The organism is Salinirubrum litoreum, assembly GCF_020567425.1.
Taxonomy (GTDB): Archaea; Halobacteriota; Halobacteria; order Halobacteriales; family Haloferacaceae; genus Salinirubrum; species Salinirubrum litoreum.
Window position 1 is genome coordinate 193,571 of record NZ_JAJCVJ010000003.1, and the last position, 23,632, is coordinate 217,202.

Sequence of the window (23,632 nt, forward strand, 5' to 3'; positions counted from 1 at the left end):
GCCACACGGCGGCCTTCCCCGACGCCAATCTTTATTGTGCGTACCCGCACACCCGAAGACCATGGGAATCGATCTCACCGACAGGACAGCCGTCGTGACCGGCGGTGCCAGCGGTATCGGTCGCGGGATCGCCGTCGAACTGGCACGCGAGGGTGCAGACGTGGTGGTCGCCGACGTCGACGACCAGCCGAACATGGACGAAGAACGGGAGCGCGGGACGACCGTCGACCTGGTCCGGGACCTCGGACGGGACGCCGAGTACGTCGAGACCGACGTCACGAGTGAGAGCGACGTGCAGGGGTTGATGGACGCCACCGCCGAGCGGTTCGGCGGCATCGACATCCTCGTGAACAACGCCGGGATCGCCGGGGGCGGATCGGCCCGCGAGACGAGCCTGGAGTTCTGGAACCGGGTCCTGGCGATCAACCTCACCGGGGCGTTCCTCTGTGCGAAGTACGCGATTCCCCACCTCGTGGACTCCGAGCAGGCGCGGATCATCAACATCTCCTCGCAGGGGTCGAAACGGGCGAGCGGGACGAACACCGCCTACTGCGTCTCGAAGGCGGGGATCTCACACCTGACGAAGTCGCTGGCGGCCGAGTTGGGGCCGGAGGGCGTCAACGTCAACGCGATCATGCCGGGGCCGATCCGGACGGCGATGATGGCGGAGGTGCTGGACGACCCCGAGCGTCGGCAGGAGTACGTCGACCAGATGTGTGTCCCGTATCACGGCTACCCGGAAGACATCGGGCGAGCCGCCGTCTTCCTCGCCAGCGAGGACGCCCGGTTCGTCGCCGGCCACGACCTCGCCGTCGAGGGTGGGTGGCTGGTCAACTGAGGCCGGCCAGCGACTCTGTTCAGACGGTCACTCCGTCTTGTTCGACCAGTTCGGTACCTCGCGGGCGACGAACTCGCCGTAGCCGGCCGGCACGTGGATCTCGCCGTCGTCGTAGACGGTCTCCCCGCGAACGAGCGTCGTCTCGACGCGGCCCGTGACCTCGCGACCCTCGTAGATGCTGAAGTCGGCCTTCGAGAAGTTGTCCTCGGGGTCGATCGTGTAGGTCGCGTCGGGATCGAAGACGACGATGTCGGCGTGCGTCCCGGGGTCGAGCGTGCCCTTGTTCGGCATCCCGTAGGTGTCTGCGATGTTGGTGCTCATCTTCTCGACGACGTACGAGGGGGAGTAGCCCCGGCGGTTGACCGCCTCGTCGAAGAAGACGGGCACCGAGGTCTGGAGTTGGTTGGCTCCGGACGTGGAGTCCCACCAGTTGTCCACCTCCTTCTTGTCGCGCGTGTACGAGCAGTGATCCGTCGAGATCAGGTCGAGCGTGCCCGAGTCGAGATACTCGTACATCGCCTCCACGTCGTCCGCCTCGCGGAGCGGCGGCGCGATCTTCACGAGGTTCCCGCGGCGATCGAACTCCGACTTGTCGTAGACCGTGTAGTGCGTGCAGGTCTCCGCACGGACCAGCGATCCGTCCTCGCGGAAGCCGTCGATGACTTCGGCGGCCGCCCGGGAGGTGGTGTGGATCCCGAAGTACTTCGCGCCGTGGGCCTGCGCAGAGCGCAGGACGGTGTCGGCGGCCATCGCCTCGGCGTAGTCGGGACGCGACTCGGCGAAGTACTTCGGTTCGCTCTTCCCCTCGCGTTTCAGCCGTTCGACCAGGCGGTCACAGACGTCGGCTTCCTCGGTGTGGAAGACGCCGACGCCGCCGAGTTCGCCCAGACGCTCCATCACGAGGTTGATCAGCCCGTACCCGACCGGGAACGTCCCGCCGGTGAACATCTTGAAGGAGGTCACGCCGGCCTCGTGCGCGTCGGCCAACTCGTCGAGGACGCCCTCCTGGTCGTCCGTGATCCCACCGTGGAGCGCGTAGTCGACCACCGCCTTGCCCTCGGCTTTCTGTTGTTTGGCGCGGATTCCTTCCATGAGCGACTGTGGCTCCTTGTGTGGCTGGTGGTCGACGTACATCCACGAGAAGTCCATGTACGTCGTGATCCCGCCCGCGGCGGCCGCCATCCCGGCGGTCTCGTGCGTGTCGATCGAGGAGCGGTCGTGGACGTGGGTCTGCGCGTCCATCAACCCGGGCATCACGTACTTCCCGGTGGCGTCGATCTCCTCGCGTGCGTCGGGTAACTTGTCGCGGTCGCCGACGGCGACGATCTGCTCGCCGTCGATGGCGACGCTGGCTTCGAACGTCTCGTCGGCGGTGACGACTGTCCCGCCGGCGATGAGTGTATCTACGACCATCGATTCGAGAGGCGCGGTCAAACTACAAAAGTGTAGGTGTCGCGACGGCCGTGTCGGCGGACGGTCCCGCCGAGACTGGTCGTCAGTCGGACCGCGCCGTCACTCGGACCGCGTCGTCAGTCGGACCGCCCTGTCACTTGGACGCGTCGTCAGTCGGATCGCGCCGTCACTCGACGGCCGCGATCACGTCGATCTCGACGAGGATGTCGGGGTTCGCCATCTCCGCTCTGACGGCGGTCCGGGCGGGATACGGCTCGCTCATGAACTCCTCGTACACCTCGTTCATCGCGCCGAACGCGTCCATGTCGGTCATGAAGACGCCGGCGCGGATCACGTTGTCCATCGACGTGCCTGCCGCGTCGAGAATCGCCTCGACGTTCTCCAGGACCTGCCGCGTCTGCGGCCCGACGCCACCCTCGACCAAGTTCCCGGTCTCGGGATCGACCGGGACGTTTCCGGACACGTAGACCGTGTCGCCGTGTCGGATCGCCTGTGAGAGAGGTGCGCTACTCTCGTACGCCTCGCTGGTGCTGATCTCTTCGATTGGCATCTGCGTCCGCGACGACGCGGGGGGAGGATATGAAACTACGCCAGTCGGTACTGCGACCCGGCCGACTACTCCAGCGGGTACCGCTTGCGGTCCAGGTTCTCGTGTTCGCCGAAGACCTCGGTGAACTTCGCCGCGACCGTCTCGGGGGTCCACCCACCCTCGCGGTAGGCGACGCGGGTCGCCTGCGGGTCGGAGACGAGCGCGATCATCTCGCCCGAGGCACGGATCGTGAGGCCGTTGACACCCTCGGCGGCGTCGCTCATCAGAAAGCCCACCGTCGGACCGACGTGTTTCGGGTCGGGGATGTCGCGTCCCTCGCTCTCGCTGGCCGGGAAGTAGGAGTTCTGGCGACTCTCCGCGCCGGGGACGAGCGCGTTCACCCGAATGCCCTGGTCCCGCAACTCGTCGGAGGCCGACCGGACGAAGCCGAGGACGCCGGCCTTCGCCGTCGCGTAGGGGAGTTGCCCGAAGCCGCCGACCGCCGCACCGCTGGAGACGCCGACGAAGGAGCGTTCCGCGTCGAGCGGGTGGTCCTCGGCGTGTCGGACGAGTGCCCGGAGTTGGGCCACGTGACTCCCGAGGTGGACGCCGAGCACCGCATCCCAGTCCTCGCGGTCGATCTCCGCGATCGGATCGTTGCGGACGATGCCCGCGAAGTTGGCGACCCCGTCGACCCGCCCGAAGGTGTCGGAGGCGTCGGCGAGCAGTTCCTCGGCGTACGCCATCGACGAAGCGTCCCCGTAGTGGGCCAGTGCCTCGCCGCCGGCCTCTCGGACCGCCTCGGCGGTCGTCTCTGCCGGTTCGGGGTCCGAGCCGTCACCCTCCGGGGAGGTTCCCAGATCGTTCACGACGACGTTCGCGCCGTACCGGCCGAGTTCGATCGCCACTGCCTCGCCGACGCCGTGGCCGCCGCCAGTGACGACGACCGTTCTGCCTGAGAGCATACTCGCCGGGTCACGCGGTCGGGGCTTAAGCCTGCGGGTCGGACACACCACGACGCCAGTGTCGGAGCGATCAGCCGACGAATGTCCCGTTCTCGGCGACGAGTCGGCCGGCCTTCCAGACCTTCCGGCGCGACGCCCGGCGGACGATCGCCCACTCGGGGGATGGCTCGTCGAGGAGCACCAGATCGGCGGGCGTCCCGACCTCGATCCCGTAGCCGTCGATCCCCATCGTCTCGGCCGAGCCGTGGGTGATCGTCCGCCAGAGGAGATCGAGTGCCGGGTTCGTCTCGCTCCACCGGTAGTCCCGGTCGAAGTGCCAGTCGCCGATCAGCACGTACGACGCGATCTGCGCCGCCTCGATCGGGTCAGCGTTGCCGTGCGGGTAGACGAAGTCCTGGTCGTTGTCGGTCCCGTGTGCGAGTCGGAGCGATCGGTCGATTCGGTCGATCGGCATGGACTGGCGGAGACTGTTGTAGCAGACGGTGACGCCGATCCCGGCACCTGCGAGTCGGTCCAGCAACCCGTCGAGCCACCAGTCGGGGAGGTGAGCGAGCGCCCAGGCGTGGACGACGGTGACCCGCCCCTCGTAGCCGTGGTCCCGCGTCGCCTCGGCCAGTCGATCGAGCACGTAGTACCCCGCCGCCCCGCGACTCGTGACGTGGACGTCGAGGTCGACACCGTGGCTCGTCGCGGTGTCGAACCAGCGACCGATCGTCGCGTCGACGTTCCGTGGGGGACGGCCGCCGAGGAGGCCGATCGACCCGCCGAGGAGGACCTGTCCGTCGAGTCGGTCTCTCGCGCGGTCGATCGCCTCGGAGACGAGGGCGGCGGTGTCGGCGTCCTCGTCACCTGCGGCGTACGGGACGACCTGCAGATCGAGCGCACAATCGAGACGGTCGGCCGCACGGAGGACCGCCGTCATCGTGTCGATCCCGACGGCCGTGTCGACGGTGACGTGACTCCGGACGTGGGTCGTCCCGGCGACGACGGCCATCCGGAGGTTCTCGGCGATCCGATCCGTCAGATCGGCCACGCTCAGATCGCGGTAGTCGGCGTCGAACAGATCTCCGAGATACTCCGGCGACTCGTTGGGTCGTTCGTTGGCGATCGGCCGACGCTCGCCGGTCGCCGCGAGCGCACGGTCGACGTGTTTGTGGGCGTCGGCGAAGCCGGGTGCGAGGAGGTTCCCGCCCGCGTCGACGACTTCGGCGGACTCCCCCGCCAGCGATCGGCCGACTGCGGTGATCTGCCCGCCCTCGACCCCGACGTCGACGACCGCGTCCCGGCCGCGAAGGTACGCGTTCCTGATCAGGAGATCGTACGTGGGCATACTGCACCGATGGCTGTGAGCGAGCAAATAGCCTCGGGAGAACGGGACCAGTGCAGGTTCGGCGCGGCGGCGTCGCCGAGCACCGACGACGGGTCGGTCTCAGTCACTCGTCTCGTGGTCGGTCGCGCGTCCGTGCCGAGTTCCGGGAGTCGCGTCCTGTGAGTCCGGAACGGTCGGCCCGAACGACGACAGGCCGAGGTCGGCCCGCATCGCAGTGACGACCCGACGGCTCCGGTCGAGCAGCGTCCCGACGGGACGACGGTCAGGATCGGCGTCGTACCGGGCGAGGAAGTCGAGGTAGTCGTCGACCGCTTCGCGGACCGCCGGGTCGACGACGTGGTAGTGCCGTTGGAACGTCTCCGTCAGGTCGGCCGCCGGAGTCTCGATCGCCGACTCCTTGCTCATCGCGTACTTGTGTTTCTCCACCGTGAACCGGTCGTCCTCGTCGAGTTCGACCGCGAGGCGGTTCAGCGCGATCATCCGGGACATCACGGCCGAGTACGCGGCGAGTCGTTCCCGGCGGACGTACTCGGGGACACCGGCGAGGTGACGCCGGTACTGGACGGCGGCGAGGACGGCCGTGGACCCGGCGATCACGAGCAGTGCGACACTCGCAACGACGAGTGCCGTGGTGGCCGGATCGACAGCCACCTGAAGAACGGCCGGCACTGTCACCCCTCCTGGTCCGGGCGCGGTCGCTCGGTCGCCGGATCGTAGAGGTGACAGGCGACCTGCTGGTCGGTGGGATTCCCGTCGTCTTCGTCTGGCGAGAGCAGGGTGACGTTCTCGTCACAGCGGTCGAACCGGTAGGTACACCGATCCTTGAACGGACAACCCTCGCTCGCGCCGAACTTCTCCTGGACGTCCGGCGGGATGGTCACCCGTTCCCGGTCGGTCGTCGGGTCGACGCGGGGAACCGCAGCGAGCAACGACTGGGTGTAGGGGTGTTTCGGCGACCTGAGGACCGCCTCGGCGTCGCCGATCTCCATGAGTTCGCCCCGGTACATGATGCCGATCCGGTCGCAGATGTACCGCAGCAGCGAGAGGTCGTGGGAGATGTAGAGGATGGTGACCGACTGCTCCTCGACGAGCCGTTTGAACACGCCGAGCACGCCGGCGCGGACCGACACGTCCAGCATCGACGTGGGTTCGTCGGCGACGAGGAACGCCGGATCGAGCACCATCGCTCGCGCGAGCGCGACGCGCTGGCGTTGCCCACCAGAGAGTTCGTGCGGGAACTGTTCGACGAACTGTTCCGGGGGCCTGAGTCCACACTGGGCCAGCGTGTCGAGTACCTTCGCGTCCCGCGACTCCTCGTCGCCGATGTCGTGGATCACCAGCGGTTCGCGGATCCACCGTCCCACCCGGAACCGGTCGTTGATCGACGAGTAGGGGTCCTGAAACACCATCTGGACGTCACGGCGGTAGGCGGTCAGGTCGTCACCGCGCAGGGTCGCCACGTTCTGCGTCCCGTCGCCGAAGTGGATCGTCCCGTCGGAGGGGTCCTCGAGTCGGGCGAGACAGCGACCGGTCGTGGTCTTCCCACAACCGCTCTCGCCCGCGAGGCCGAATATCTCGCCCTCCTCGATCGAGAAGCTCACGCCGTCGACCGCGTGGACGTGTCGCTGGGTCCCGAGCAGTTCGGGGAGCAGTCCGGTCTCGACCGGGAAGCGTTTCTCTAAGTTCTCGACGTCTATCACAGTCGGTGCCATCGGTCTGTCTCCTCCATGATCCGCTCGTAGTTCTCGTCCAGATCGAGTCCGTCCTCGGTGACGTAACACCGGGCAGACTGCCCGGACTCGCGCGGCGTGAGCGCTGGCCGCGCCTCCCGACACCGCTCCTCGCGGTAGGGACACCGGTCGTAGAACCGACAGCCGGTCGGTGGGCTGTGCAGGTCGGGTGGCTCACCGGCCACCGTGATCAACTCGCTCTCGGCGTCCGCGAGCGACGGGAAAGCGTTCAACAACCCCTGCGTGTAGGGGTGTTCCGGTTCGGTGAAGACGGTCTCGAGGGGGCCGACCTCCACGAGTTCGCCCGCGTACATCACCCCGACGCGATCGCAGGTCTCCGCGACGACGCTGATGTCGTGCGTGATCATCAACAGGGAGTTGCCCGTCTCGTCCGTCAGCCGGTCGATCTGAGCGAGGATGTGGTCCTGGGTGATCACGTCCAGTGCGGTGGTGGGCTCGTCGGCGAGGATGAACGCCGGTTCGAGCGCGAGCGCCATCGCGATCATCACGCGCTGGCGCATCCCGCCCGAGAGTTGGTGCGGATACGACTCGGTGCGCTCGCTGTCGAGGCCCACCCGGTCGAGCAACCGTTCGGCCCGCCCCAGAGCCGACTGCTTCGAGACGTTCTCGTGTAAGCGGATGGCCTCCGCGATCTGGTCACCGACCGTGTAGACGGGGTCGAGCGCGTTCATCGCGCTCTGGGAGACGATAGCGAGGTCGCGCCACCGGATCGAGCGCAGCGTCTTCGGGTCGGCCTCGGTCACCTCGACGGTTCGGTCGCCGTCCTCGAGTCGGATCGACCCCTCGACGACCGAGCCGTTCTCGGGCAACAGGCCGATCAGCGACTTCGCGACCGTCGTCTTCCCACAGCCTGACTCGCCGACGAGCCCGAGTCGTTGGCCGGCCGGGAGTTCGAAGGAGACGTCGTCGACCGCCCGCACCGGTCCCTCGTCGGTGGCGTACTCGATCGAGAGGTTCTCGACGACGAGTCTCATTGGCCACGACTCCTGAGTTTCGGGTTGACTACTTCTTCGATCCCCTGCCCGAGGAAGTACGTCGCGAGGACGAACCCGATGATCAACAGGCCCGGCGCGGCGATCCAGAGCCAGAGTTCCTGCTGGATCGCGTTCGCGGTGTGGGCGTTGTTCAACACGCGGCCCCAACTGATCGCGTCGGGGTCGCCGAAGCCGATGAACGACAGGCCGGCCTCGGCGATGATCGCCCACCCGACCGCGAACACGGAGTAGAGCATCGTGATCGGCAGGACCTTCGGGAAGATGTGGTGGAGCACGATCCGGGCGTCGGACGCGCCACTCGCGACGGCGGCATCGATCATCGGCTGTTCTTTGATCGACACGACCTCCGAGCGTATCACCCGTGCGGTGTCACGCCAGAGGAGCGCCGAGATGGCGACGACGATGCTCAGGTGGCCCCGCCCGAGGACGAGGATCAGCACGATGACGAAGGGGAGAAACGGGAGGCCGTAGGCGACGTCGACGGCGCGCATGAACAGGTTCTCGACGCGCCCGCCACGGTAGCCCGCCACGATGCCGATCAGCGTCCCGACGCCCGCGACGACGACGGCGGTCGAGAGTCCGACGAGGAACGCGATCCGCGTCCCGTACACGAGTCGTGAGAACAGGGGGTACGCCGAGTCCGTGGTGCCGAGCGGGGTCGAGACGGACGGGCCACCGCCCTTCACCCAGCCCTCCTCGTCGGTGATCCGTTCGTTCGGGTCGTTCGGTGCGATGACCGGTGCCGCGACGGCCAACACGACGAACAGCAGGAGGATCACGGCTCCGATCTTCGCCATGTCGTTCGCCAGGACGACGCCCAGCGTGCGTTCGATCTGTTCGATTCGGCGGGTCGAGACGTACGGTACACGCCTGGCGGTTTGGGCGAGTATCGTGAGAGTGCGGTCTTTGGCGCTCATTGGTATCAGTCGTAGGTCACGCGGGGGTCGAGGTAGCCGTAGGTGAGGTCGACGAGCAGGTTCATCAGCAGGATGACGCCGGCCATCATCAGGAAGGAGAACTGTGCGACGGGGAAGTCACCCCGGAAGACGGAGTTGACCATCAGTCGGCCGATGCCGGGGTACGAGAACACCGTCTCGACGAGGAGGTTCCCGCCGAAGGAGTAGCCGATGGCGACCCCGAAAGCGGTGGTCACGGGCAGGAGCGCGTTCCGCGCGGCGTGTCGGTACATGATCCGACTCTCGCTGGCCCCCTTCGCTCTGACCATCTCGATGAACTCCTCGTTCATCACCTCGAACAGGCTGGTCCGCATCAACAGCAGTGGGAGTCCCATCAGGTACAGCGTCATCGAGGCGATGGGCAACACGATGTGGCTGTAGAACGCGGGCATGGTCACCAGTTCGAGGTGGCTGTCGAACTCCGTCCCCGGCGGGAGCATCCCGGACATCGGGAACAGGCCGAGCACACTCCCGAACACGAACAGCAGGACGAGACCGAGCCAGAATCGCGGGGTGGAGCGGAACACGAGCGCCAGCGTCAGTCCGACCCGTTCGCGGGAGTTGCCCCGGTTCCAGCCGAGGTAGACCCCGCCGATGACGCCGAAGAAGTAGCCGATCACGATCGACGGGATCGTCAAGAAGAGGCTGTTGTACAGGCGTTCGACGACGATGTCACCCACCGGCGAGGAGTAGTAGAAGCTCCGCCCGAACTCGAGCGTGACGATGTTGACGAGGTAGTTGTAGTACTGCACGTAGAGCGGTTCGTCGAGTCCGAACGACGCCCGGACCGCCTCGATCTGCTCCGGGGACATGTTGTCCGAGATGTGGAGTCCGATCGGCGATCCCACCTGCCGGAAGAGGAAAAAGAGGATCGTCGCGATGACGAAGAACGTGAGTACTGTGCCGACGGTTCGTCTGGCCGCGTACCTGCGAAGTGACATGGGTGGCTGTGTCCGGTCTACGTGGTATCGTGCTTCGCCGGGAATTAAATCTTGTGGCGCGTCAACAGTTGACACATCGCTGAAACCGGAGAGACCGAACCGCACCAATCGACGGAGACGGACGAATTCTACCGGTAGACAGGTCAGAACCGGAATATGAGATAAATATAAGACACGGTGTTGCAAAGCTGATCATGGTATGCCAAGACATAGCTATATCGGTCACGACGAGTCGACCGAAACCACAGCACAGAATCGGAGTCGTCGATGGCTGATGAAGGCGGCCGGAGCGCTCGGACTCGGGGCGGTAACGTCGCTCGCTGGCTGCAGCGGTGACGGTGGTGCCAACGTCTCGGATCTGACGGAGGTCCCGGAGATGGTCATGTGGGGACCGACTCCGGAGATGGGCACGGAGAACCAGACGGCCGAACTCGCCTTCGAGGCGATGGCCGAGGAACTCCCGCTCCCGATCACGTTCGAGGCGCGGCGACACAGCAGGAGTGTCGAGGACGCCTTCTTCAACCACGACTTCCACGCCTGGTACAGTATGTTCACGCTCAGGCCGGAACGGGTAGACCCACACGCGCTCCTCGTGAGCAACCTGATGTCGAACGAGACGGCCTGTGGCTCGTTCAACATCAGCGAGTACGAGAACGAGACCGCACAGGAACTGTTCGAGGAGTCTGCCCGGACCCTCGACCGCGACGCGCGACGCGAGGTCATCCACCGCATCCAGGACGAACTCGCGACCGTGGAGGGCGACATCCCGTTCAGTTCGGAGCGAGGCCTCGTCTTCCCCGTCTTCCCGCAACTGTACAACAGCGCGCTGTTCGGGAACATCACCGAGACCAGCGGGCTCGGCATCCGTAACATCTGGACGTTCAACGAGTGTACCGTCGAGGGCGATCAGGGGACGATGATCGTCGTCCTCACCTCGGAGTCGGCGAATCTGAACCCGCTGATCTCCGAGGCCGGCAACCGGAGTGCCGTCAGGAACGTCTACGACAGCCTGACGAAGATGGGTCCGGACGGCCAGCCGGAACCGTGGCTGGCGACCGACTGGGAGGCGTCGGAGGACAACCTCCAGTTCACGTTCAACATTCGGTCGGGCCACTCGTTCCACGACGGCGAACCGCTCACCGCCGAGGACGTCCGGTTCTCCTACGAGTACCACGCCGAACACAGCCCCTTCTTCGGCGGTGCCGTCTCGAACATCACCAGCGTCGAGGCCCCGGACGACACGACGGTCGTGTTCGGGCTCGAAGAGCCGTTCGCGCCGATCTTCACGCAGACGTTCAACCGGATTCCGATCCTCCCACAGCACATCTGGGAGAACGTCCCGGAGGACGTGGACGCACAGGAGGCCTTCGAGTGGTCGCCCACCGAGGAGGGCGCGTTCGTCGGGAGCGGACACATGGAGTTCGAGAACTGGCGACGCGGCTCGGAGATCGTCCTCAGCCGAAACGACGACCACTGGCGACCCGCCAACCTCGACGGGATCATCTTCAACGTCATCACCAACACCCAGGCGATCATCAGCGGGCTGGAACAGGGCGACTACCACCTCCTCTGGCAACTCAGCGGTGCCGATCCGACGACGCTCGTCGAGTTGGCCGAGAACAACGACAACCTCGAACTGGTCGAGGTGCTGAGCACGGGGAGCCGAGCGATGATCATGAACACGAAGTTCGGACCGTTCAGCTTCCCCGAGGTCCGGGCGGCCGTCGAGTCGGTCGTCCCGAAGGGTGTCATCAGAAACGAGGTCTGGGACGGACTCGCCGAGGAGGGGCACGGCCAGTACTCGCCGGCGGTCTCGTTCTGGCACAACCCCGACCAGAAGAAGTGGGGTGCAGAGTACACCGGCCGCGAGGAAGCGATCACCATGCTCGAGGAGCGTGGCTTCGTCTTCGAGAACGGGACGGCCTACTACCCCGACGGGGAGGCACCACCGGAGCAACTCGACGGGTACGGGTGCGAGTAGCGGCGACCCTCTACGTGTCGAACGCCTGCCGATCCGACGTCGCCCCGGCTCGGACAGGTTCGACCGTCGGTCCGGCTCAGTTCTCTCCGACCCGCTCGGCGTACGCCAGTAGCATCTCCGCGTGAGACAGTTCACACTCGACCAGTCCACCGACCGTGTCGGTCCCGTCGACGACGAAGAACTCGTCTGCGCCCTCGCTGTTCTCGCCGTATCCCAGCCCGACGCCGTACAGCAGTGGAATCTCGAACTTCGTCCCGAAGACGGCCCACGGCACACCGCCGGCCGAGAACGGCCAGAGGGTCAGTTTCCTGTCGTGCCGCTCCACGACCGCCCGTACCGCGTCCACGAGATCCGAGTCGGGGTCGGTCTTACACCACGTGTGCTGACCGGACACGTCGAGGTCGACGTCCTCGAACCCGTGGTCGTCCAGGTGGTCGCGGAGTTGTCCTCTGACGACTGCGGGGTCGTACCCACGGGGCATGCGGAGGTCGAAGGTGGCGCGGCCGTCGCCGGGCATCGTGAACGGCTTCGTGTTCGTCCCCGGGCCGAGGTAGCCGGACGCGATCCCCTGGATGTTGAACGATTCGGGGCTGTAGAAGTGCTGGACGAACGCTTCGACGACGTCCTCCTGGAGGTCGTCTTTGAGACGGGAGACCTCGCCGTCACCACGACTCAGGCCGGGCAGGTGTCGCCAGAGTTCCGCGCGGGGCGTGTCGGTGTTCGCGTCGAGTTCGTCTACGAACGCCTCGATCTCGTCGCGTTCGGCTTCGGTCGGCGGGTCGTACTGATCGTAGTAGCCGTCGATCTCGATCTCGCGGCCGTTGTCGGCGGTGAGCGACGCGAGTGCGTCGACCAGCCGCCACGCGGGGCTGTCGACGGTGGCGTTGCTCATCGCGTGGATCGAGCCGCCCTCTGGTCCGTGTCCCCACGCCTCGCCCGAGACCTCCATATCGAAGTACAGCGCGGATTTGTACCCCAGCGAGCCCGTGACGTTGCCGTCACTGCCCTCGCCCGCGAGCGGACAGAGACAGGCGTCGGCCGCGTCGATCCGGTCTTCGTACTCGGCGAGCATGTCGTAGTAGTAGGGACTCCCGTTGATCTCCTCGGCTTCGAGCAGGAACATCACGTTCACCGGGAGGTCGCCCAGCGCCGCCTTCGTCGCCGTCAGGGCGTTGAGCCAGGCGACGTAGGCTCCCTTGACCTTGACCGAGCCACGCCCGTAGATCACCCGCCCGTACTCGTCGTGGTCGACGAGTTCGCCGCCGAAGGGGTCGTAGGTCCAGTCGTCCTCGTCGCCGACCGGGCGCGTGTCCAACATCCCGTAGTTGACGACCGTCGTGTCCGCGCCGGCGTCGTAGTAGCCCCAGACACCGGGTGCGCCGTCGGTCTCGACGAGTTCCGCCTCCTCACACCCGAGGTCGTCGAGGTACTCGACCATCAGCTCTGCAATCTCTCGCAGACCCTGGTGTTCCACGCTGACGCTCGGCTGCTGTACCGCACGCTGGATACGGGAGATGTGATCGTCGAGATCGGCTTCGATCTGCTCGCGAATCGCTTGGCTGGCTTCTGTCTGCATCGGCTCACCGTTGTCGACCCACCTACTAATCGTTACGCCTTGCGGGGGGTCACCAGTCGGAAGAGCAGCGCCGCTCTGGAGCGATCGAATCGGGAGTAGTCGACGCGCAGTCTCAGTCTTCTTCGGGACGCGACGCGAGCCTCGCCTGGTGGACGGACGGGTCGTTCACTTGATTCTGGAACCCGTCCGTGTGGCCCTCCGCGAGTCGCTCGACGTTCGCGGCGACGATGTCGGCGAGTCGGTCCCAGTGTCTGGGCGTGTGCCCGCCCATGTGCGGCGTGATGAGGACGTTTCCCATCTTCCAGAGCGGGTGGTCCGGCGGGAGCGGTTCGGGATCCGTGACGTCCATCGCCGCCCCGCTGATGTCCTCCTTCTGAATCGCCGCGAGCAGCGCGTCCGTATCGATCACCGGGCCGCGACACACGTTGACGATGTGTGCTCTCGGTGGCAACGTGTTCAACTCGGACTCGCCGATCAGGTGTCGTGTCGTCTCCGAGAGCGGGGTCGAGAGGACGAGATAGTCGGTTCGGGACAGCGCGTCGTGGAACGCCTCCTCGTCGAAGCCGATCACCTCGTCAGTCGGACCGCCCTTCTCCGGCGTGTACCGGACGCCGATGGAGTGGACGCCCATCCCCTCGAGTCGCTGGACGAACTCGGTCCCGATCGCGCCCAGTCCGACCACCGTCACCGTACTCCCGGTCAGTTCGCCCGCCTTGTAGTGTCGCCATTCGTCGTTCAGCTTCCGTCTCCAGCCCTCGTGGAGGTTTCTAGCGAACATGAGACAGTAGCCGAGCGCCTGTTCGGCGATCCCGGGGGCGTGGATCCCCGCGGCGTTCGCGAGGACGATGCCACGGTCGTCCATCTCGTCCACCGGGAGGTGGTTGTACCCCGACGAAGCGGCCACGAACAGTCGAAGCTCCTCTGCGTGATCCAGCAGATCCTCGGTCAAGGTGACGCCGGTCGCCACGGAGGCTGATTCGATCAGTGATCGTTCTTGGGCGGGTGTTCGCGCGTGTGCGATGTCGTGATCGGGAAGTTTCTCGGCCAACGTGTCCGCATAAGCCTTCGTCGAGAGTCCTTCAGTGTTCTTCCGAAGTACGACGATGTCGGGGGTAAATCGAGTCATGGTTGGGCTTCGTGGTTGAATCTCCGACGACCCGCAGCTACAACGAGTCGCGTCTTCGTACCACTGACCACTGTTTGGGCTGATATATATGCTTTGGAAAGATATCTGATATATCGTCGAGAGGTCCTCTGCCCGCAGTGCAGGTGGCTCCCTGCTGCAGTACCCGGCACAGTTAACTCACTGCTCTCAGAAAATCGGGCGTATGCGACTCGAAGGAATGCGTGCGCTCGTCACAGGCGGGGCCTCGGGTATCGGTCGTGGGATCGCAATCGAACTGGCCGAGGCGGGGGCGGATGTCGCCGTCGGTGACGTCCGAGAGGAACCGCTGATGGACTTCAAAGAGACTCCGACTCACGAAAGAGTCGAGGAACTCGGTCGACGGGGGCTGTTCTACCAGACCGACGTCTCGGACGAAGCCGAAGTGGAAGCACTCGTCGAGGCGACCGTCGACGAGTTCGGCGGCCTGGACATCCTGGTCAACAACGCCGGGACGAACATCGAAGGGAGCGTCGAACACCAGTCGTACGAAGACTGGCGGAAGGTACTCTCGGTCAATCTCGACGCTGTCTTCCTCTGTTCGAAGTACGCCATCCCGCATCTCCGAGCGAGCGACCGGGGCCGGATCGTCAACATCTCCTCGCAGGTCGCGTTCGTCGCGTGGCCACGGAACGCGGCGTACGACACCTCGAAAGCCGCCGTCTCGCACCTGACTCGTCAGATGGCGGTCGATCTGTCACCCGACGACGTCACGGTCAACGCGATCTGTCCCGGCCCGATCAAGACGAAGAAGATGAAAGAGAGCCTGGCCGACTTCGAGATCAAACACCGGTACGACGAGAAGGTCCTCACCTCGTTCGTCGGCGAACCGGAGGACATCGGCCAAGCCGCCGTCTTCCTCTGTAGCGACGCCGGTCGGTACGTCAACGGTCACAACCTCGTCGTCGACGGCGGGTGGCTGGCGGGTGATTTTTTCGGGTAGACGACGGCGACGACCGAACACCGGTCGGATCCGCACCCGTCGCGGACGACGAGGTACGGAGGCTCCTGACGCGGATGCTGCGGTGATGGCTACGCGGGCGCGGTGAACGTGAGGACGCGCCGAGGGTTCTCGACGACCAGTCGCCGCAGTGTCGCCTCGTCCATCCCGCGGGTGCGGAGTATCGGGAGGATGTTCTCCAAGATGTGTGCGTAGCCGTGCCCACCGTACTTCCGGAGGACCGTCTTGACGAACACGTCGTGTGAGAGGAGCAGTCGGTCGTCGTAGCCCGACGAGACCATCTCCTCGACGTACCGAACCCGATCGAGATCGCTCGGTTGGGCGTCGTCGACGATGGCGTGATACGCCTCGGGGTGGCCGAACAGATCGAACTCGACGTACGCGCCACGGTCGGCGATCTCCTTCTGGTAGGTCAGGTCCGACTCCAGCCACTTCGACTGGTCGCGGTGGCAGATGATCACTCGGTCCGGCGGGAGCCCCTCCTCCTCGGCGATGTCGAGACACCACAGCGCCCGCTTCGAGGTCGGGTCCGCGTCGTCGCGGTGGAACGGCGTGTGGATCGACAGCGGGGCACCGGTTCGCCGTGCCGCACGGGCACCACCACGGATGCACTTCTCCTCTGCGGGGAGGATTCGCTCGGACGCGCCGATCTCGCCGACGATCCCGGCTCGGACACCGGTGTCGTCGATCCCGGTGAGAACGTCGGCGACGAACTCGTCGGCGATCTCGTCGGCGTCCATCTCCGCGACGCGGTCCGGGTGGGAGTAGTGGACGTAGAACGCGGTCCCGTGGACGATCTGGACACCGGTCTCGCGGGCCACGCCGCGAACTCGCCGCGGGTCGCCGCCGACGTGCTTCGGCGTCACGTCGACGACCAGATCACCGCCGGCACGGGAGAAGTGCCCGAGTTCGTCGATCGCGTCCGCCAGCGAGTCGAGGCGGAGTGTCTCCTCGTGGCTGGTGAGGTTGTCACGCACCCAGGAGAGGTTCTCCAGGGTGATCGGCTCGCTGGCGGTGTGACGGTCGACGGCCGTGGACGGTCGGTCGAACTTGTCGGTGAAGTCGCCGAAGAGGTGCTCGTGCGGTAAGACCGGTCCGACCGACTCCGGATCGATCGGTCCCTCGACGGTGACGATCGACCCCTCGTCGTCGCCGGGGTCGGCTCGCGGGAACAGCGTCATCGCGACCTCACTCGCCGCCGTCCAGGATCGCGACGGGACGGACAGGTGACCCCGTCCCGTCGCGGATCTTCAGCGGAAACGCGGAGAACGTGAAGCGGTCGCCGGTCACCTTCCAGAGGTTGGCCATGTTCTCGTAGATCACGATCTCCTCGCGGGAGCACAGTGCGTGGATCGGGAAGTTGTAGTTGGGGTAGATGTTCGCCGGGTGGTCGACGCTGATCGAGTCGATGCCGATCGCCTTCGCCCCCTGGTCGACGAGGAACTCGCCTGCCGCCTCCTCGAGTCCGACGAACTTGCTCTCGTACCGGTGTTTCGCCTCCTTGTCCTCGAGCGAGTAGTTGTTTCGACGATTGCCCGTCTCCAACAGGACGGTGTCGTCGTCCTCGATGGACAGTCCCTCGGCGTCCAGTTGCGCCTCGAGATCCGAGACCGTGATCGGGTCCGGATACTCGACGTCCGACAGATCGAGACAGATCGCCGACCCGTAGAACCAGTCGAGCGGCATCTCGTCGATCGACAGCTCCGAAGTCGGTTCGAGGTGATCGATCGAGTCGACGTGCGTCGGACCGTGTTCGCTGATCAGCAGGGTGCGGTTCATCGGCTGTTCCTCGTCGTACCCTTCACGCTGAGCGCGCAGGTGCCGGGTGACGTACTCGGTCTCGCTGTCCATCCCCTTCTCTTCGAGTTCGGTCTTCACCTGGAACCCCCGGTCTTCGTGCGTGAGCGTGGTGAAAATTCGCGTGTCGTCGGCGGAGCCTGCGAGCGGCTGTCCTTCCTCTATGTGTCCGGAGAGGTCGATCAACTCTGGCATACGGATCGAACGTCACGAGGTGAGTACTTAACTCTGTACCCACCCCCCGGTCGGCCCAGCGAGTACGCCCTGCCAGTGGTCAGGCCTGACGAGTACGCCCTGCCAGTGGTCTCGCCTGACGATTACGCCCAGACGGACTCGAACACGCGCAGGAGGTTCCCACCCATGATCAGTCGGATCTCGTCGTCGGTGTAGCCGCGAGCGACGAGACCGTGGGTGAGGTTGTGGAGTTCCGTGTATCGAGACAAGCCGTCGGGATACGGGTCCATGCGGTCGGTCGGACCGGCACCGTAGACCTCCGGGTGGGTCTTTCGCCAGACGTTGAGATTCGACCCCTGGCTGATCGATCCCTGATCGAGCGTCCGGTCGCTCATATCGCCCCCGAAGGCGACGCTCTCGACACCGCCGACGTCGACGGCGTGGTCGACGTGGTCTAACACGTCGTGGACGGTCGCCGGCAGTACCTCGTGGGTGTCGGCGTCCCGCTTGATCACCGGCGGGAAGGGGGTGATACAGTTGACGCCTCCCTCGTCGGCGATCGCTGCGAGTTGCTCGTCGGTCTTCGCGCGCCCCTGGGAGTGAGCGAGCGCACGGCACCCGATGTGTGAGGCGATCACTGGGTCGGTCGAGCGCTCGACGATCTCCGAGGTCGTCCGGTCGTTGGCGTGGGAGACGTCGATCACGATCCCGAGGTCGTTCAGTTCGGCGACCGCCTCTCGCCCGAGCATCGTCAGTCCGGCGTCGCGGTACTCACAGCAGCCGTCGCCGAGGGTGTTCCCCCGGTTGTAGGTGAGGTCGACGACCCGGACCCCGAGTTCGGCGATCGTCCGCAGTCGGGACAGGTCGTTCCCGACCCAGTTCCCCCCCTGAAACCCGAGGATAATGCCGGTTCGGTCGGTCTCGGCCGCGTGGTCGATATCCTCGACAGACTCCACGAGTCGATAGATGTCGTCGTTCGCAGCGAGGCGTCGACGAGCGTCGGCGACGCCTGCGGCCGTCGCCTCGAAGTCGAAGTCGGGACCACCGACCGTGAGATTGCCCGCGACGATCCCGGCCTCGCGCAGGTGGTCTCGATACCCGGGGTCGTCCAAGTAGTACGTGCCGGCGACCAGGCCGTCGACGATACGCATCTCCTCGTGCAGGTCGCGCGCGCGATTCGCTTCGGTCTCTGTCAGATCGAACCAGTCGCTTGCCCCGTGGTACTCGGTGTCCATACTCGAGTCTCGAAGAGGAGGGTCCTAAAAGTGCGCATTCGGGGGACCCTCGCCGAGTGTCGGTCTCCGGGAGCTACGGCTCGCGGGGGTCGTGTCGCGTCCGCGCTCGGATCGCGCGCCGGTGCTGGCCGACACGTGACGCCGGACTGGTGTGGCGGGGGTGCGTTAGACGGTCGCGATGTCGCGGCTCAGTGTCTTCCGTAGATCGTCGATCACCTCGACCAGTTCGGCGAGTGCGGCGAGGATCGGGTGGGTCACCGGGCAGTCGCTGTAGAGGTACTCGGCCCACTCGAACCGCGTGTACTGTCCGACGAACTTCGAGTGAAACTCCGACTGGCGGCGGTCGGCGATCGTGGTACACTCGTCTCTGAGTTCGCCGAGTCGACGGTGAGAGGTAGTCAACTCGTGAAACGACAGCGCCGGATACGCGGACTCGATGGAGTCGACCTCCTCACCGATACGCGCCACCTGTTCTCCCATTGTCTCGACGATGGAGCACTCGTCGTCGAGTTTGCGGACGACCTTCTCACGAGCCGCGATCAGGTTCGCCGTCGCGCGGTCGATCATCGTGAGGAGATTCGGCGGCGGATCGGACGAGACGTAGACTGCCGTGGAGATATCCGGGCCGAGTTCCGCAGCCATGTGTTCTGCAGGAACGTCTTCGAGTTCGGTGGCGGCGTCGGTCGCCATCACCGTCTCCGCGTACGCCGTACGGATCCGGCGCTGGACCCGGCCGACGCGTTGCGTCGTCGTTCCCGCTCTCGCCGTCGTCGTTCCGGCCGGTCGTCCCGTCCCGTGCGTGGTCGCGTGGACACTCAGATCGGGGGTCGTGTCGTCCGCGAAGTCTCGGAGACGGCTCCGAAACTGTCGGAGCGCAGTCTTCTCGGCCTGGCATTTGCGTCGCTCGCTCGCGATTGCCTCGGCGGCAGTCGAGAGGTGCCGCTGTGGGTCCCTGTCGTGATCGGCCATCTGTGTACACCTACGGTACCCCAGCCATTGGGAAGCACCTATCTAAACGTTTGGTTCACGTTACCACGTATGTTCCCCGCGAGGTGAAGGTTTATCTCGGTCCGTAGAGTCGGGAGCATCGATGCCTGACCAGACGATAGTCGCCTGTGGCACACTGATCGACGGGGTCGCCGACGAACCGATGTCCGACGCGGCAGTCGTCGTCGAGGATGACAGGATACGCGCGGTGACGACCCTCGAAGACGCCCCCGACGACGCAGAGGTGATCGACCACTCCGACGAGGTGGTCGTCCCCGGCCTGATCGACGCGCACCTCCACCTCAAGGGGTGGCCGTCGATGGACCAGTCCGACTACCTCTCGTACGACGTCGCCGCCGGTGCTGCCAGGGCGACCGTCCACCTACGCCGACTGCTGGAGGCCGGGTTCACGACCGTTCGGGACGTCGACTCCCGGACCGCACTCGGGCTTCGGACCGCTGTCGAGGAGGGGTCGATTCCGGGCCCGCGTATCCACACGAGCCACCGGGCCATCTACCAGACCGGCGGCCACGGTGACGCGCACTACCTCCCGTACGAGTGGGTCGACCAGTACAACCCGTACGATCCGGCCCTCTGCGACGGGGCCGACGAGTGCCGAAAAGAAGCGCGAAAGCGGATCCGCGAGGGGGTCGATCTGATCAAGATCGGGACCACCGGCGGCGTCCTCTCGGAGAAAGATCACCCCGAACAGGCGCAGATGACCGACGACGAGATCGCCGCCGTCACGCAGGAGGCACACCGCGTGGGGATCCCCGTCGCCGCGCACGCACAGGGTGCGACCGGGATCAAGAACGCCCTGCGAAACGGTGTCGATACGATCGAACACGGCATCTACATCGACCGGGAAGGGATCGAGATGCTGGTCGACACCGACGGGGTGCTCGTCCCCACCCTCGCCATCGTCGATCGGATCTGTGAGGTGGGCGCGGACCACGGGATTCCGGAGTTCGGGCTGGTGAAGGCACGCGAGGCGCGGGAGGCGCACTTCGACGCGGTCCGGAGAGCGTACGACGCGGGGGCGACAATCGCACTGGGGACCGACTTCGTCGGCCCGGACCTCGTGCCGCACGGCGAGAACGCGATGGAGGCCGTGCTCTACGTCGAGGAGTGCGGGATGACGCCGATAGACGCGCTCAAGACGGCGACCAGCGAGGCGGCGAAGACACTGAAACAGCAGGACGTCGGTGCAGTCGAACCCGGTCGGTACGCCGACCTCGTCGCACTCGACCGCGATCCGACCGAGGATATCACCGCCCTCCGGAACTCGATCACCGCCGTCTACAAGGGCGGCGACCGTGTGGACACGGGAGCGACCTAGACAGTTCGAGCGAGTCGATCACCCGTCGCGCGCGTGACGTCCAGTCGGCGCTCACTCCGGTGGAACCAGTCGGGTCAGATGCTGACGATGTTCGCATCGAGGCTCCGGTCCCAGTAGTTCAACAGTTCGGTCCCGTTCTCGGTGACGACGACCGGGTCGGAGTGGCGGAAACCACCCACGTCGGGGACGTAGATGCCGGGTTCGACCGTGAACACGTGGCCGACCTCCATCGTCTCCTCGGTGCCACGGTCGACGTACGGTGGCTCGTGCGACCCCATGCCGAGGCTGTGACCGACGTGGTGGAACGCCCGATCCTCGACCCCTTGCTCGACGAGGTAGTCCCAGACGGCCTGTGCGACCGTGCCGTACTCGACGCCGGCACCGGCCGTCTCGATCGCGATCGACTGTGACTCGAGCATGATGTCGAAGTAGTGGCGCTGTTCGTCGTCCGGGTCGCCGATGAACATCGTCCGCTCGATCTCCGAGAGGTAGCCGTCGACGTTCGCCTCGGCGGCAGTGACGATGGTATCGCCCTCCGCCAACTTCCGGTTGGTCGGATACGGGTGCGGTTCGGCGGTCTGTTCGGCACTGTGTAAGCCGGTGTGCGTCGGGCCCTCGAAGTAGATGCCCGTGCGCGGGACGTACCGCGTTCCGAGCGCGTCGAACATCGCCCGCGATGCCTCCATCGAGGCCTCCTGACTGATCGTCCCCTGTGCGGCACCCGGTTGCATCCGGTCGACGAGATACTGGTGAGCGAGGTGCGACCACGTCGACGCCTCCCGCATCACCGCGACTTCGGCGTCGGACTTCGCCCACCGCATCCGGTCGACCCACGACTGGGACGAGACCTCGACGAACGACGAGAGCGACGGGCCCTCGTACCCCATCACGCCGGGCGCACCGTCCATGTCTGCGGCCACCGACTCGATCCCGAGGTCGTCGAGCATCGCGACGGCCGTCGCCATCGGGTCTCCGCCGGGGTAGTCGAAGTAGTGGTAGACGTCGTCGATGTGCGGATTCTCGTCCACGCGGATCACTTCGAGTTTCGGGACGGTGATCGCGACGCGGTCGTCGGTGACCGCGAGAACCACCGGCCGTTCGGTCTGTGCGTGATAGAAGTGTGTGAGGTACTCGATCGATCTGGCTCCGAACCACACGCCCGCGTCGACGTTCGCGTCGGCGATGCGGTCGCGAACGGCGTCGATCCGGCTGTGGAACTCTGACGCTGGGAGTGCAGTGATGGCTTCCATTGTCATCGCCCGACACTCACGGGCGTAGGTCAAAAACGTTCGCACGGCTGAGGCGTATCCGTCAGGCCCACGTCGAGGGACGTGTCGTCTGTTCGCCCGAACGGAGCGGGAGTAGCTGTCCTCGGGAGGCAACTCCGTTTCGCGGTGGGAAACCCACCGGCCCGAGAGACGATTTCGCCCAGTGAAACGATACGGCCGTGCAACTCTCCGGCCGCAGCGACCGGATCGACACGTTCGGGCCGTCTGCGGAACACCGTCGGTAGCACTTCTGGACGTTGGAACCCCGTGCAGTCTATGGGTTCTGCGGTCGTTCCAGGCAGCGGTCGCCAGAGAGCTCACCCCAGACGCGCCAACGAGTGGCGTGACAACGAACCGCATGAACGGGTAGTCTGTCGGGAGACGTTTGAACTGACGAAATGTGGTAGTCAATGACAAACAAGGACTGAACGCGGTGGTCGACGGTAGCTCGAACGAGTATCACCGCCTCCCGATCCGTCTCGGATCTCGGATTCGTGGGCAATCTTCTCGTATATCCGGAACAATGTTTAATAGCAGGGGCAAATATGGTCCACCTAGTCCAATGGCACAGTCCAAAAATACCGTTCGGTCGAGCGCGAAAACGCTCCGAATTCTGGAGGCGATCCACGAGTTGGGTGGCGTCGGAGTGACGGAACTGGCACGGTACCTCGACATGAGTAAAGCAACGGTCCACCACCACCTCAGTACCCTCGAGCAAAACGAGTACGTCGTCAACGACGGATCGACCTATCGGACCGGTCTGAAGCTGCTAGAGATGGGTGAACGGGCGCGACAACAGTCGGGGCTGTTCGAGATCGCGAAACACGACGTGGATGAACTGGCAGCACAGACGGGCGAACTGGCGAACTTGATGATGGAAGAGCACGGCAAAGGCGTGTACGTGCACATCGCATCGGGAGAGCAGGCGATTCGCCTCGACACGCGCGTCGGGACACGACAGTACCTCCACACGTCGGCGCTCGGGAAAGCGATCCTCGCTCACATGCCCGAACAGCGCTTCGAGGAGGTGATCGACCGCCACGGGTTGCCAGCACAGACGCCGAACACGGTTACCGAGAAGGCGATGCTGGAGAAAGAACTCGACGAGATTCGGAAGCGAGGGGTCGCGTTCGACGGTGAAGAGCGCGCGGAGGGGATCCGGTGTGTCGCCGCTCCGATCACCGACAACGAGAACCAGTTAGTCGGTGCTGTGAGCGTGTCTGCCCCATCTGCTCGGATGAAACACGACCGGTTCCGGAACACGATCCCCGAGATGGTCCGAGACACCGCGACGGTGATCGGGATCAACGTCTCGTACTCCTGAGACGGGGGTGTCCGCCCACCGTCTGTTTGGCCAGGCGAAACAGTGGGTGGAAACGCGGGTCACCGACCTGTTCGGCCCAGAAGTTCTCGTGGCGTCTCCAACCCGGGGGG

At 65.4% G+C, this 23,632-nt stretch carries 21 protein-coding genes; 5 read left to right on the top strand and 16 right to left on the bottom strand.

The features are described 5' to 3' along the window. The first annotated feature begins 61 nt into the window (after positions 1-61). Complete coding sequence (locus LI337_RS16815) at positions 62-838, top strand: SDR family NAD(P)-dependent oxidoreductase (protein WP_227231074.1); 777 nt, start codon at positions 62-64, stop codon at positions 836-838. Between the two features lie 27 nt (positions 839-865). On the opposite strand, the gene LI337_RS16820 is transcribed toward LI337_RS16815, so the two are convergent. From LI337_RS16820 to LI337_RS16860, 9 genes are all read right to left on the bottom strand, one after another. Then, positions 866-2,251 carry a dihydroorotase gene (locus LI337_RS16820; RefSeq protein ID WP_227231075.1) on the bottom strand — a complete coding sequence of 462 codons (1,386 nt, stop codon included), beginning with the start codon at positions 2,249-2,251 and terminating at the stop codon, positions 866-868. A gap of 166 nt (positions 2,252-2,417) precedes the next feature. Then, entirely contained in the window at positions 2,418-2,795 is a 378-nt protein-coding gene (locus LI337_RS16825; protein WP_345777775.1) for a Rid family detoxifying hydrolase, read from the bottom strand. Between the two features lie 71 nt (positions 2,796-2,866). Then, entirely contained in the window at positions 2,867-3,745 is an 879-nt protein-coding gene (locus LI337_RS16830; protein ID WP_227231077.1) for an SDR family NAD(P)-dependent oxidoreductase, read from the bottom strand. Positions 3,746-3,815: 70 nt separating this feature from the next. Continuing rightward, entirely contained in the window at positions 3,816-5,075 is a 1,260-nt protein-coding gene (locus LI337_RS16835; RefSeq protein WP_227231078.1) for an amidohydrolase family protein, read from the bottom strand. 99 nt (positions 5,076-5,174) lie between these two features. Beyond that, positions 5,175-5,744, bottom strand: a complete 570-nt coding sequence (locus LI337_RS16840) for a hypothetical protein (RefSeq protein WP_227231079.1) — start codon at positions 5,742-5,744, stop codon at positions 5,175-5,177. Between the two features lie 2 nt (positions 5,745-5,746). Continuing rightward, positions 5,747-6,787, bottom strand: a complete 1,041-nt coding sequence (locus LI337_RS16845; protein WP_227231080.1) for an oligopeptide/dipeptide ABC transporter ATP-binding protein — start codon at positions 6,785-6,787, stop codon at positions 5,747-5,749. Continuing rightward, complete coding sequence (locus tag LI337_RS16850) at positions 6,772-7,800, bottom strand: ABC transporter ATP-binding protein (RefSeq protein WP_227231081.1); 1,029 nt, start codon at positions 7,798-7,800, stop codon at positions 6,772-6,774. Before LI337_RS16850 ends, LI337_RS16845 begins: the two co-directional genes overlap by 16 nt. Beyond that, a complete protein-coding gene (locus LI337_RS16855; protein WP_227231082.1) occupies positions 7,797-8,738 on the bottom strand; it encodes an ABC transporter permease in 942 nt (313 codons plus the stop codon). The genes LI337_RS16850 and LI337_RS16855 overlap by 4 nt, the downstream gene beginning before the upstream one ends. Before the next feature lie 5 nt (positions 8,739-8,743). Beyond that, positions 8,744-9,718 carry an ABC transporter permease gene (locus tag LI337_RS16860; RefSeq protein WP_227231083.1) on the bottom strand — a complete coding sequence of 325 codons (975 nt, stop codon included), beginning with the start codon at positions 9,716-9,718 and terminating at the stop codon, positions 8,744-8,746. A gap of 274 nt (positions 9,719-9,992) precedes the next feature. Between LI337_RS16860 and LI337_RS16865 the strand changes: the two genes are divergently transcribed. Further along, a complete protein-coding gene (locus tag LI337_RS16865) occupies positions 9,993-11,699 on the top strand; it encodes an ABC transporter substrate-binding protein (protein ID WP_227231084.1) in 1,707 nt (568 codons plus the stop codon). Between the two features lie 76 nt (positions 11,700-11,775). Here LI337_RS16865 and LI337_RS16870 read toward each other — a convergent pair whose 3' ends face one another. Continuing rightward, positions 11,776-13,275: a M20/M25/M40 family metallo-hydrolase gene (locus tag LI337_RS16870; protein ID WP_227231085.1), complete on the bottom strand. Its 1,500-nt coding sequence runs from the start codon at positions 13,273-13,275 to the stop codon at positions 11,776-11,778. A 112-nt stretch (positions 13,276-13,387) separates the two neighbouring features. Then, the gene (locus LI337_RS16875) at positions 13,388-14,401 is read right to left on the bottom strand and encodes a D-2-hydroxyacid dehydrogenase (RefSeq protein ID WP_227231086.1); all 1,014 of its coding nucleotides are present in this window, start codon (positions 14,399-14,401) and stop codon (positions 13,388-13,390) included. A 202-nt stretch (positions 14,402-14,603) separates the two neighbouring features. Here LI337_RS16875 and LI337_RS16880 point away from each other — a divergent pair, with 202 nt between their 5' ends. Then, positions 14,604-15,380 (top strand): SDR family NAD(P)-dependent oxidoreductase, encoded by a 777-nt coding sequence (locus tag LI337_RS16880; protein ID WP_227231087.1) that lies wholly within the window; start codon positions 14,604-14,606, stop codon positions 15,378-15,380. 89 nt (positions 15,381-15,469) lie between these two features. Here the strand turns inward: LI337_RS16880 and LI337_RS16885 are convergent, their stop codons facing one another. The 4 genes from LI337_RS16885 to LI337_RS16900 form a co-directional block, all read right to left on the bottom strand. After that, the gene (locus LI337_RS16885; RefSeq protein ID WP_227231088.1) at positions 15,470-16,579 is read right to left on the bottom strand and encodes a phosphotriesterase family protein; all 1,110 of its coding nucleotides are present in this window, start codon (positions 16,577-16,579) and stop codon (positions 15,470-15,472) included. A 7-nt stretch (positions 16,580-16,586) separates the two neighbouring features. Then, positions 16,587-17,390, bottom strand: coding sequence for a cyclase family protein (locus LI337_RS16890; RefSeq protein WP_227231089.1), 804 nt, complete (start codon positions 17,388-17,390; stop codon positions 16,587-16,589). A gap of 122 nt (positions 17,391-17,512) precedes the next feature. After that, positions 17,513-18,604 (bottom strand): dipeptidase, encoded by a 1,092-nt coding sequence (locus tag LI337_RS16895; protein ID WP_227231090.1) that lies wholly within the window; start codon positions 18,602-18,604, stop codon positions 17,513-17,515. A 165-nt stretch (positions 18,605-18,769) separates the two neighbouring features. Beyond that, positions 18,770-19,573 (bottom strand): DUF7260 family protein, encoded by an 804-nt coding sequence (locus LI337_RS16900; protein ID WP_227231091.1) that lies wholly within the window; start codon positions 19,571-19,573, stop codon positions 18,770-18,772. A gap of 121 nt (positions 19,574-19,694) precedes the next feature. Between LI337_RS16900 and LI337_RS16905 the strand changes: the two genes are divergently transcribed. Next, positions 19,695-20,930 (top strand): metal-dependent hydrolase family protein, encoded by a 1,236-nt coding sequence (locus LI337_RS16905; protein ID WP_227231092.1) that lies wholly within the window; start codon positions 19,695-19,697, stop codon positions 20,928-20,930. Between the two features lie 74 nt (positions 20,931-21,004). On the opposite strand, the gene LI337_RS16910 is transcribed toward LI337_RS16905, so the two are convergent. Next, positions 21,005-22,186 (bottom strand): M24 family metallopeptidase, encoded by a 1,182-nt coding sequence (locus LI337_RS16910; protein ID WP_227231093.1) that lies wholly within the window; start codon positions 22,184-22,186, stop codon positions 21,005-21,007. Between the two features lie 574 nt (positions 22,187-22,760). Here LI337_RS16910 and LI337_RS16915 point away from each other — a divergent pair. Next, positions 22,761-23,522, top strand: coding sequence for an IclR family transcriptional regulator (locus LI337_RS16915; protein ID WP_227231094.1), 762 nt, complete (start codon positions 22,761-22,763; stop codon positions 23,520-23,522). Positions 23,523-23,632 lie beyond the last annotated feature (110 nt).

Excerpts from the sequence above, each read along its gene's own strand:
- LI337_RS16915 (WP_227231094.1), top strand. The coding sequence starts at position 22,761 with ATGGCACAGTCCAAAAATACCGTTCGGTCGAGCGCGAAAACGCTCCGA.
- LI337_RS16900 (WP_227231091.1), bottom strand. The coding sequence starts at position 19,573 with ATGGCCGATCACGACAGGGACCCACAGCGGCACCTCTCGACTGCCGCC.
- LI337_RS16890 (WP_227231089.1), bottom strand. The coding sequence starts at position 17,390 with ATGCCAGAGTTGATCGACCTCTCCGGACACATAGAGGAAGGACAGCCG.
- LI337_RS16885 (WP_227231088.1), bottom strand. The coding sequence starts at position 16,579 with ATGACGCTGTTCCCGCGAGCCGACCCCGGCGACGACGAGGGGTCGATC.
- LI337_RS16875 (WP_227231086.1), bottom strand. The coding sequence starts at position 14,401 with ATGACTCGATTTACCCCCGACATCGTCGTACTTCGGAAGAACACTGAA.
- LI337_RS16820 (WP_227231075.1), bottom strand. The coding sequence starts at position 2,251 with ATGGTCGTAGATACACTCATCGCCGGCGGGACAGTCGTCACCGCCGAC.
- LI337_RS16905 (WP_227231092.1), top strand. The coding sequence starts at position 19,695 with ATGCCTGACCAGACGATAGTCGCCTGTGGCACACTGATCGACGGGGTC.
- LI337_RS16880 (WP_227231087.1), top strand. The coding sequence starts at position 14,604 with ATGCGACTCGAAGGAATGCGTGCGCTCGTCACAGGCGGGGCCTCGGGT.
- LI337_RS16910 (WP_227231093.1), bottom strand. The coding sequence starts at position 22,186 with ATGACAATGGAAGCCATCACTGCACTCCCAGCGTCAGAGTTCCACAGC.
- LI337_RS16815 (WP_227231074.1), top strand. The coding sequence starts at position 62 with ATGGGAATCGATCTCACCGACAGGACAGCCGTCGTGACCGGCGGTGCC.
- LI337_RS16850 (WP_227231081.1), bottom strand. The coding sequence starts at position 7,800 with ATGAGACTCGTCGTCGAGAACCTCTCGATCGAGTACGCCACCGACGAG.
- LI337_RS16860 (WP_227231083.1), bottom strand. The coding sequence starts at position 9,718 with ATGTCACTTCGCAGGTACGCGGCCAGACGAACCGTCGGCACAGTACTC.
- LI337_RS16870 (WP_227231085.1), bottom strand. The coding sequence starts at position 13,275 with ATGCAGACAGAAGCCAGCCAAGCGATTCGCGAGCAGATCGAAGCCGAT.
- LI337_RS16835 (WP_227231078.1), bottom strand. The coding sequence starts at position 5,075 with ATGCCCACGTACGATCTCCTGATCAGGAACGCGTACCTTCGCGGCCGG.
- LI337_RS16855 (WP_227231082.1), bottom strand. The coding sequence starts at position 8,738 with ATGAGCGCCAAAGACCGCACTCTCACGATACTCGCCCAAACCGCCAGG.
- LI337_RS16845 (WP_227231080.1), bottom strand. The coding sequence starts at position 6,787 with ATGGCACCGACTGTGATAGACGTCGAGAACTTAGAGAAACGCTTCCCG.
- LI337_RS16865 (WP_227231084.1), top strand. The coding sequence starts at position 9,993 with ATGAAGGCGGCCGGAGCGCTCGGACTCGGGGCGGTAACGTCGCTCGCT.
- LI337_RS16830 (WP_227231077.1), bottom strand. The coding sequence starts at position 3,745 with ATGCTCTCAGGCAGAACGGTCGTCGTCACTGGCGGCGGCCACGGCGTC.
- LI337_RS16895 (WP_227231090.1), bottom strand. The coding sequence starts at position 18,604 with ATGGACACCGAGTACCACGGGGCAAGCGACTGGTTCGATCTGACAGAG.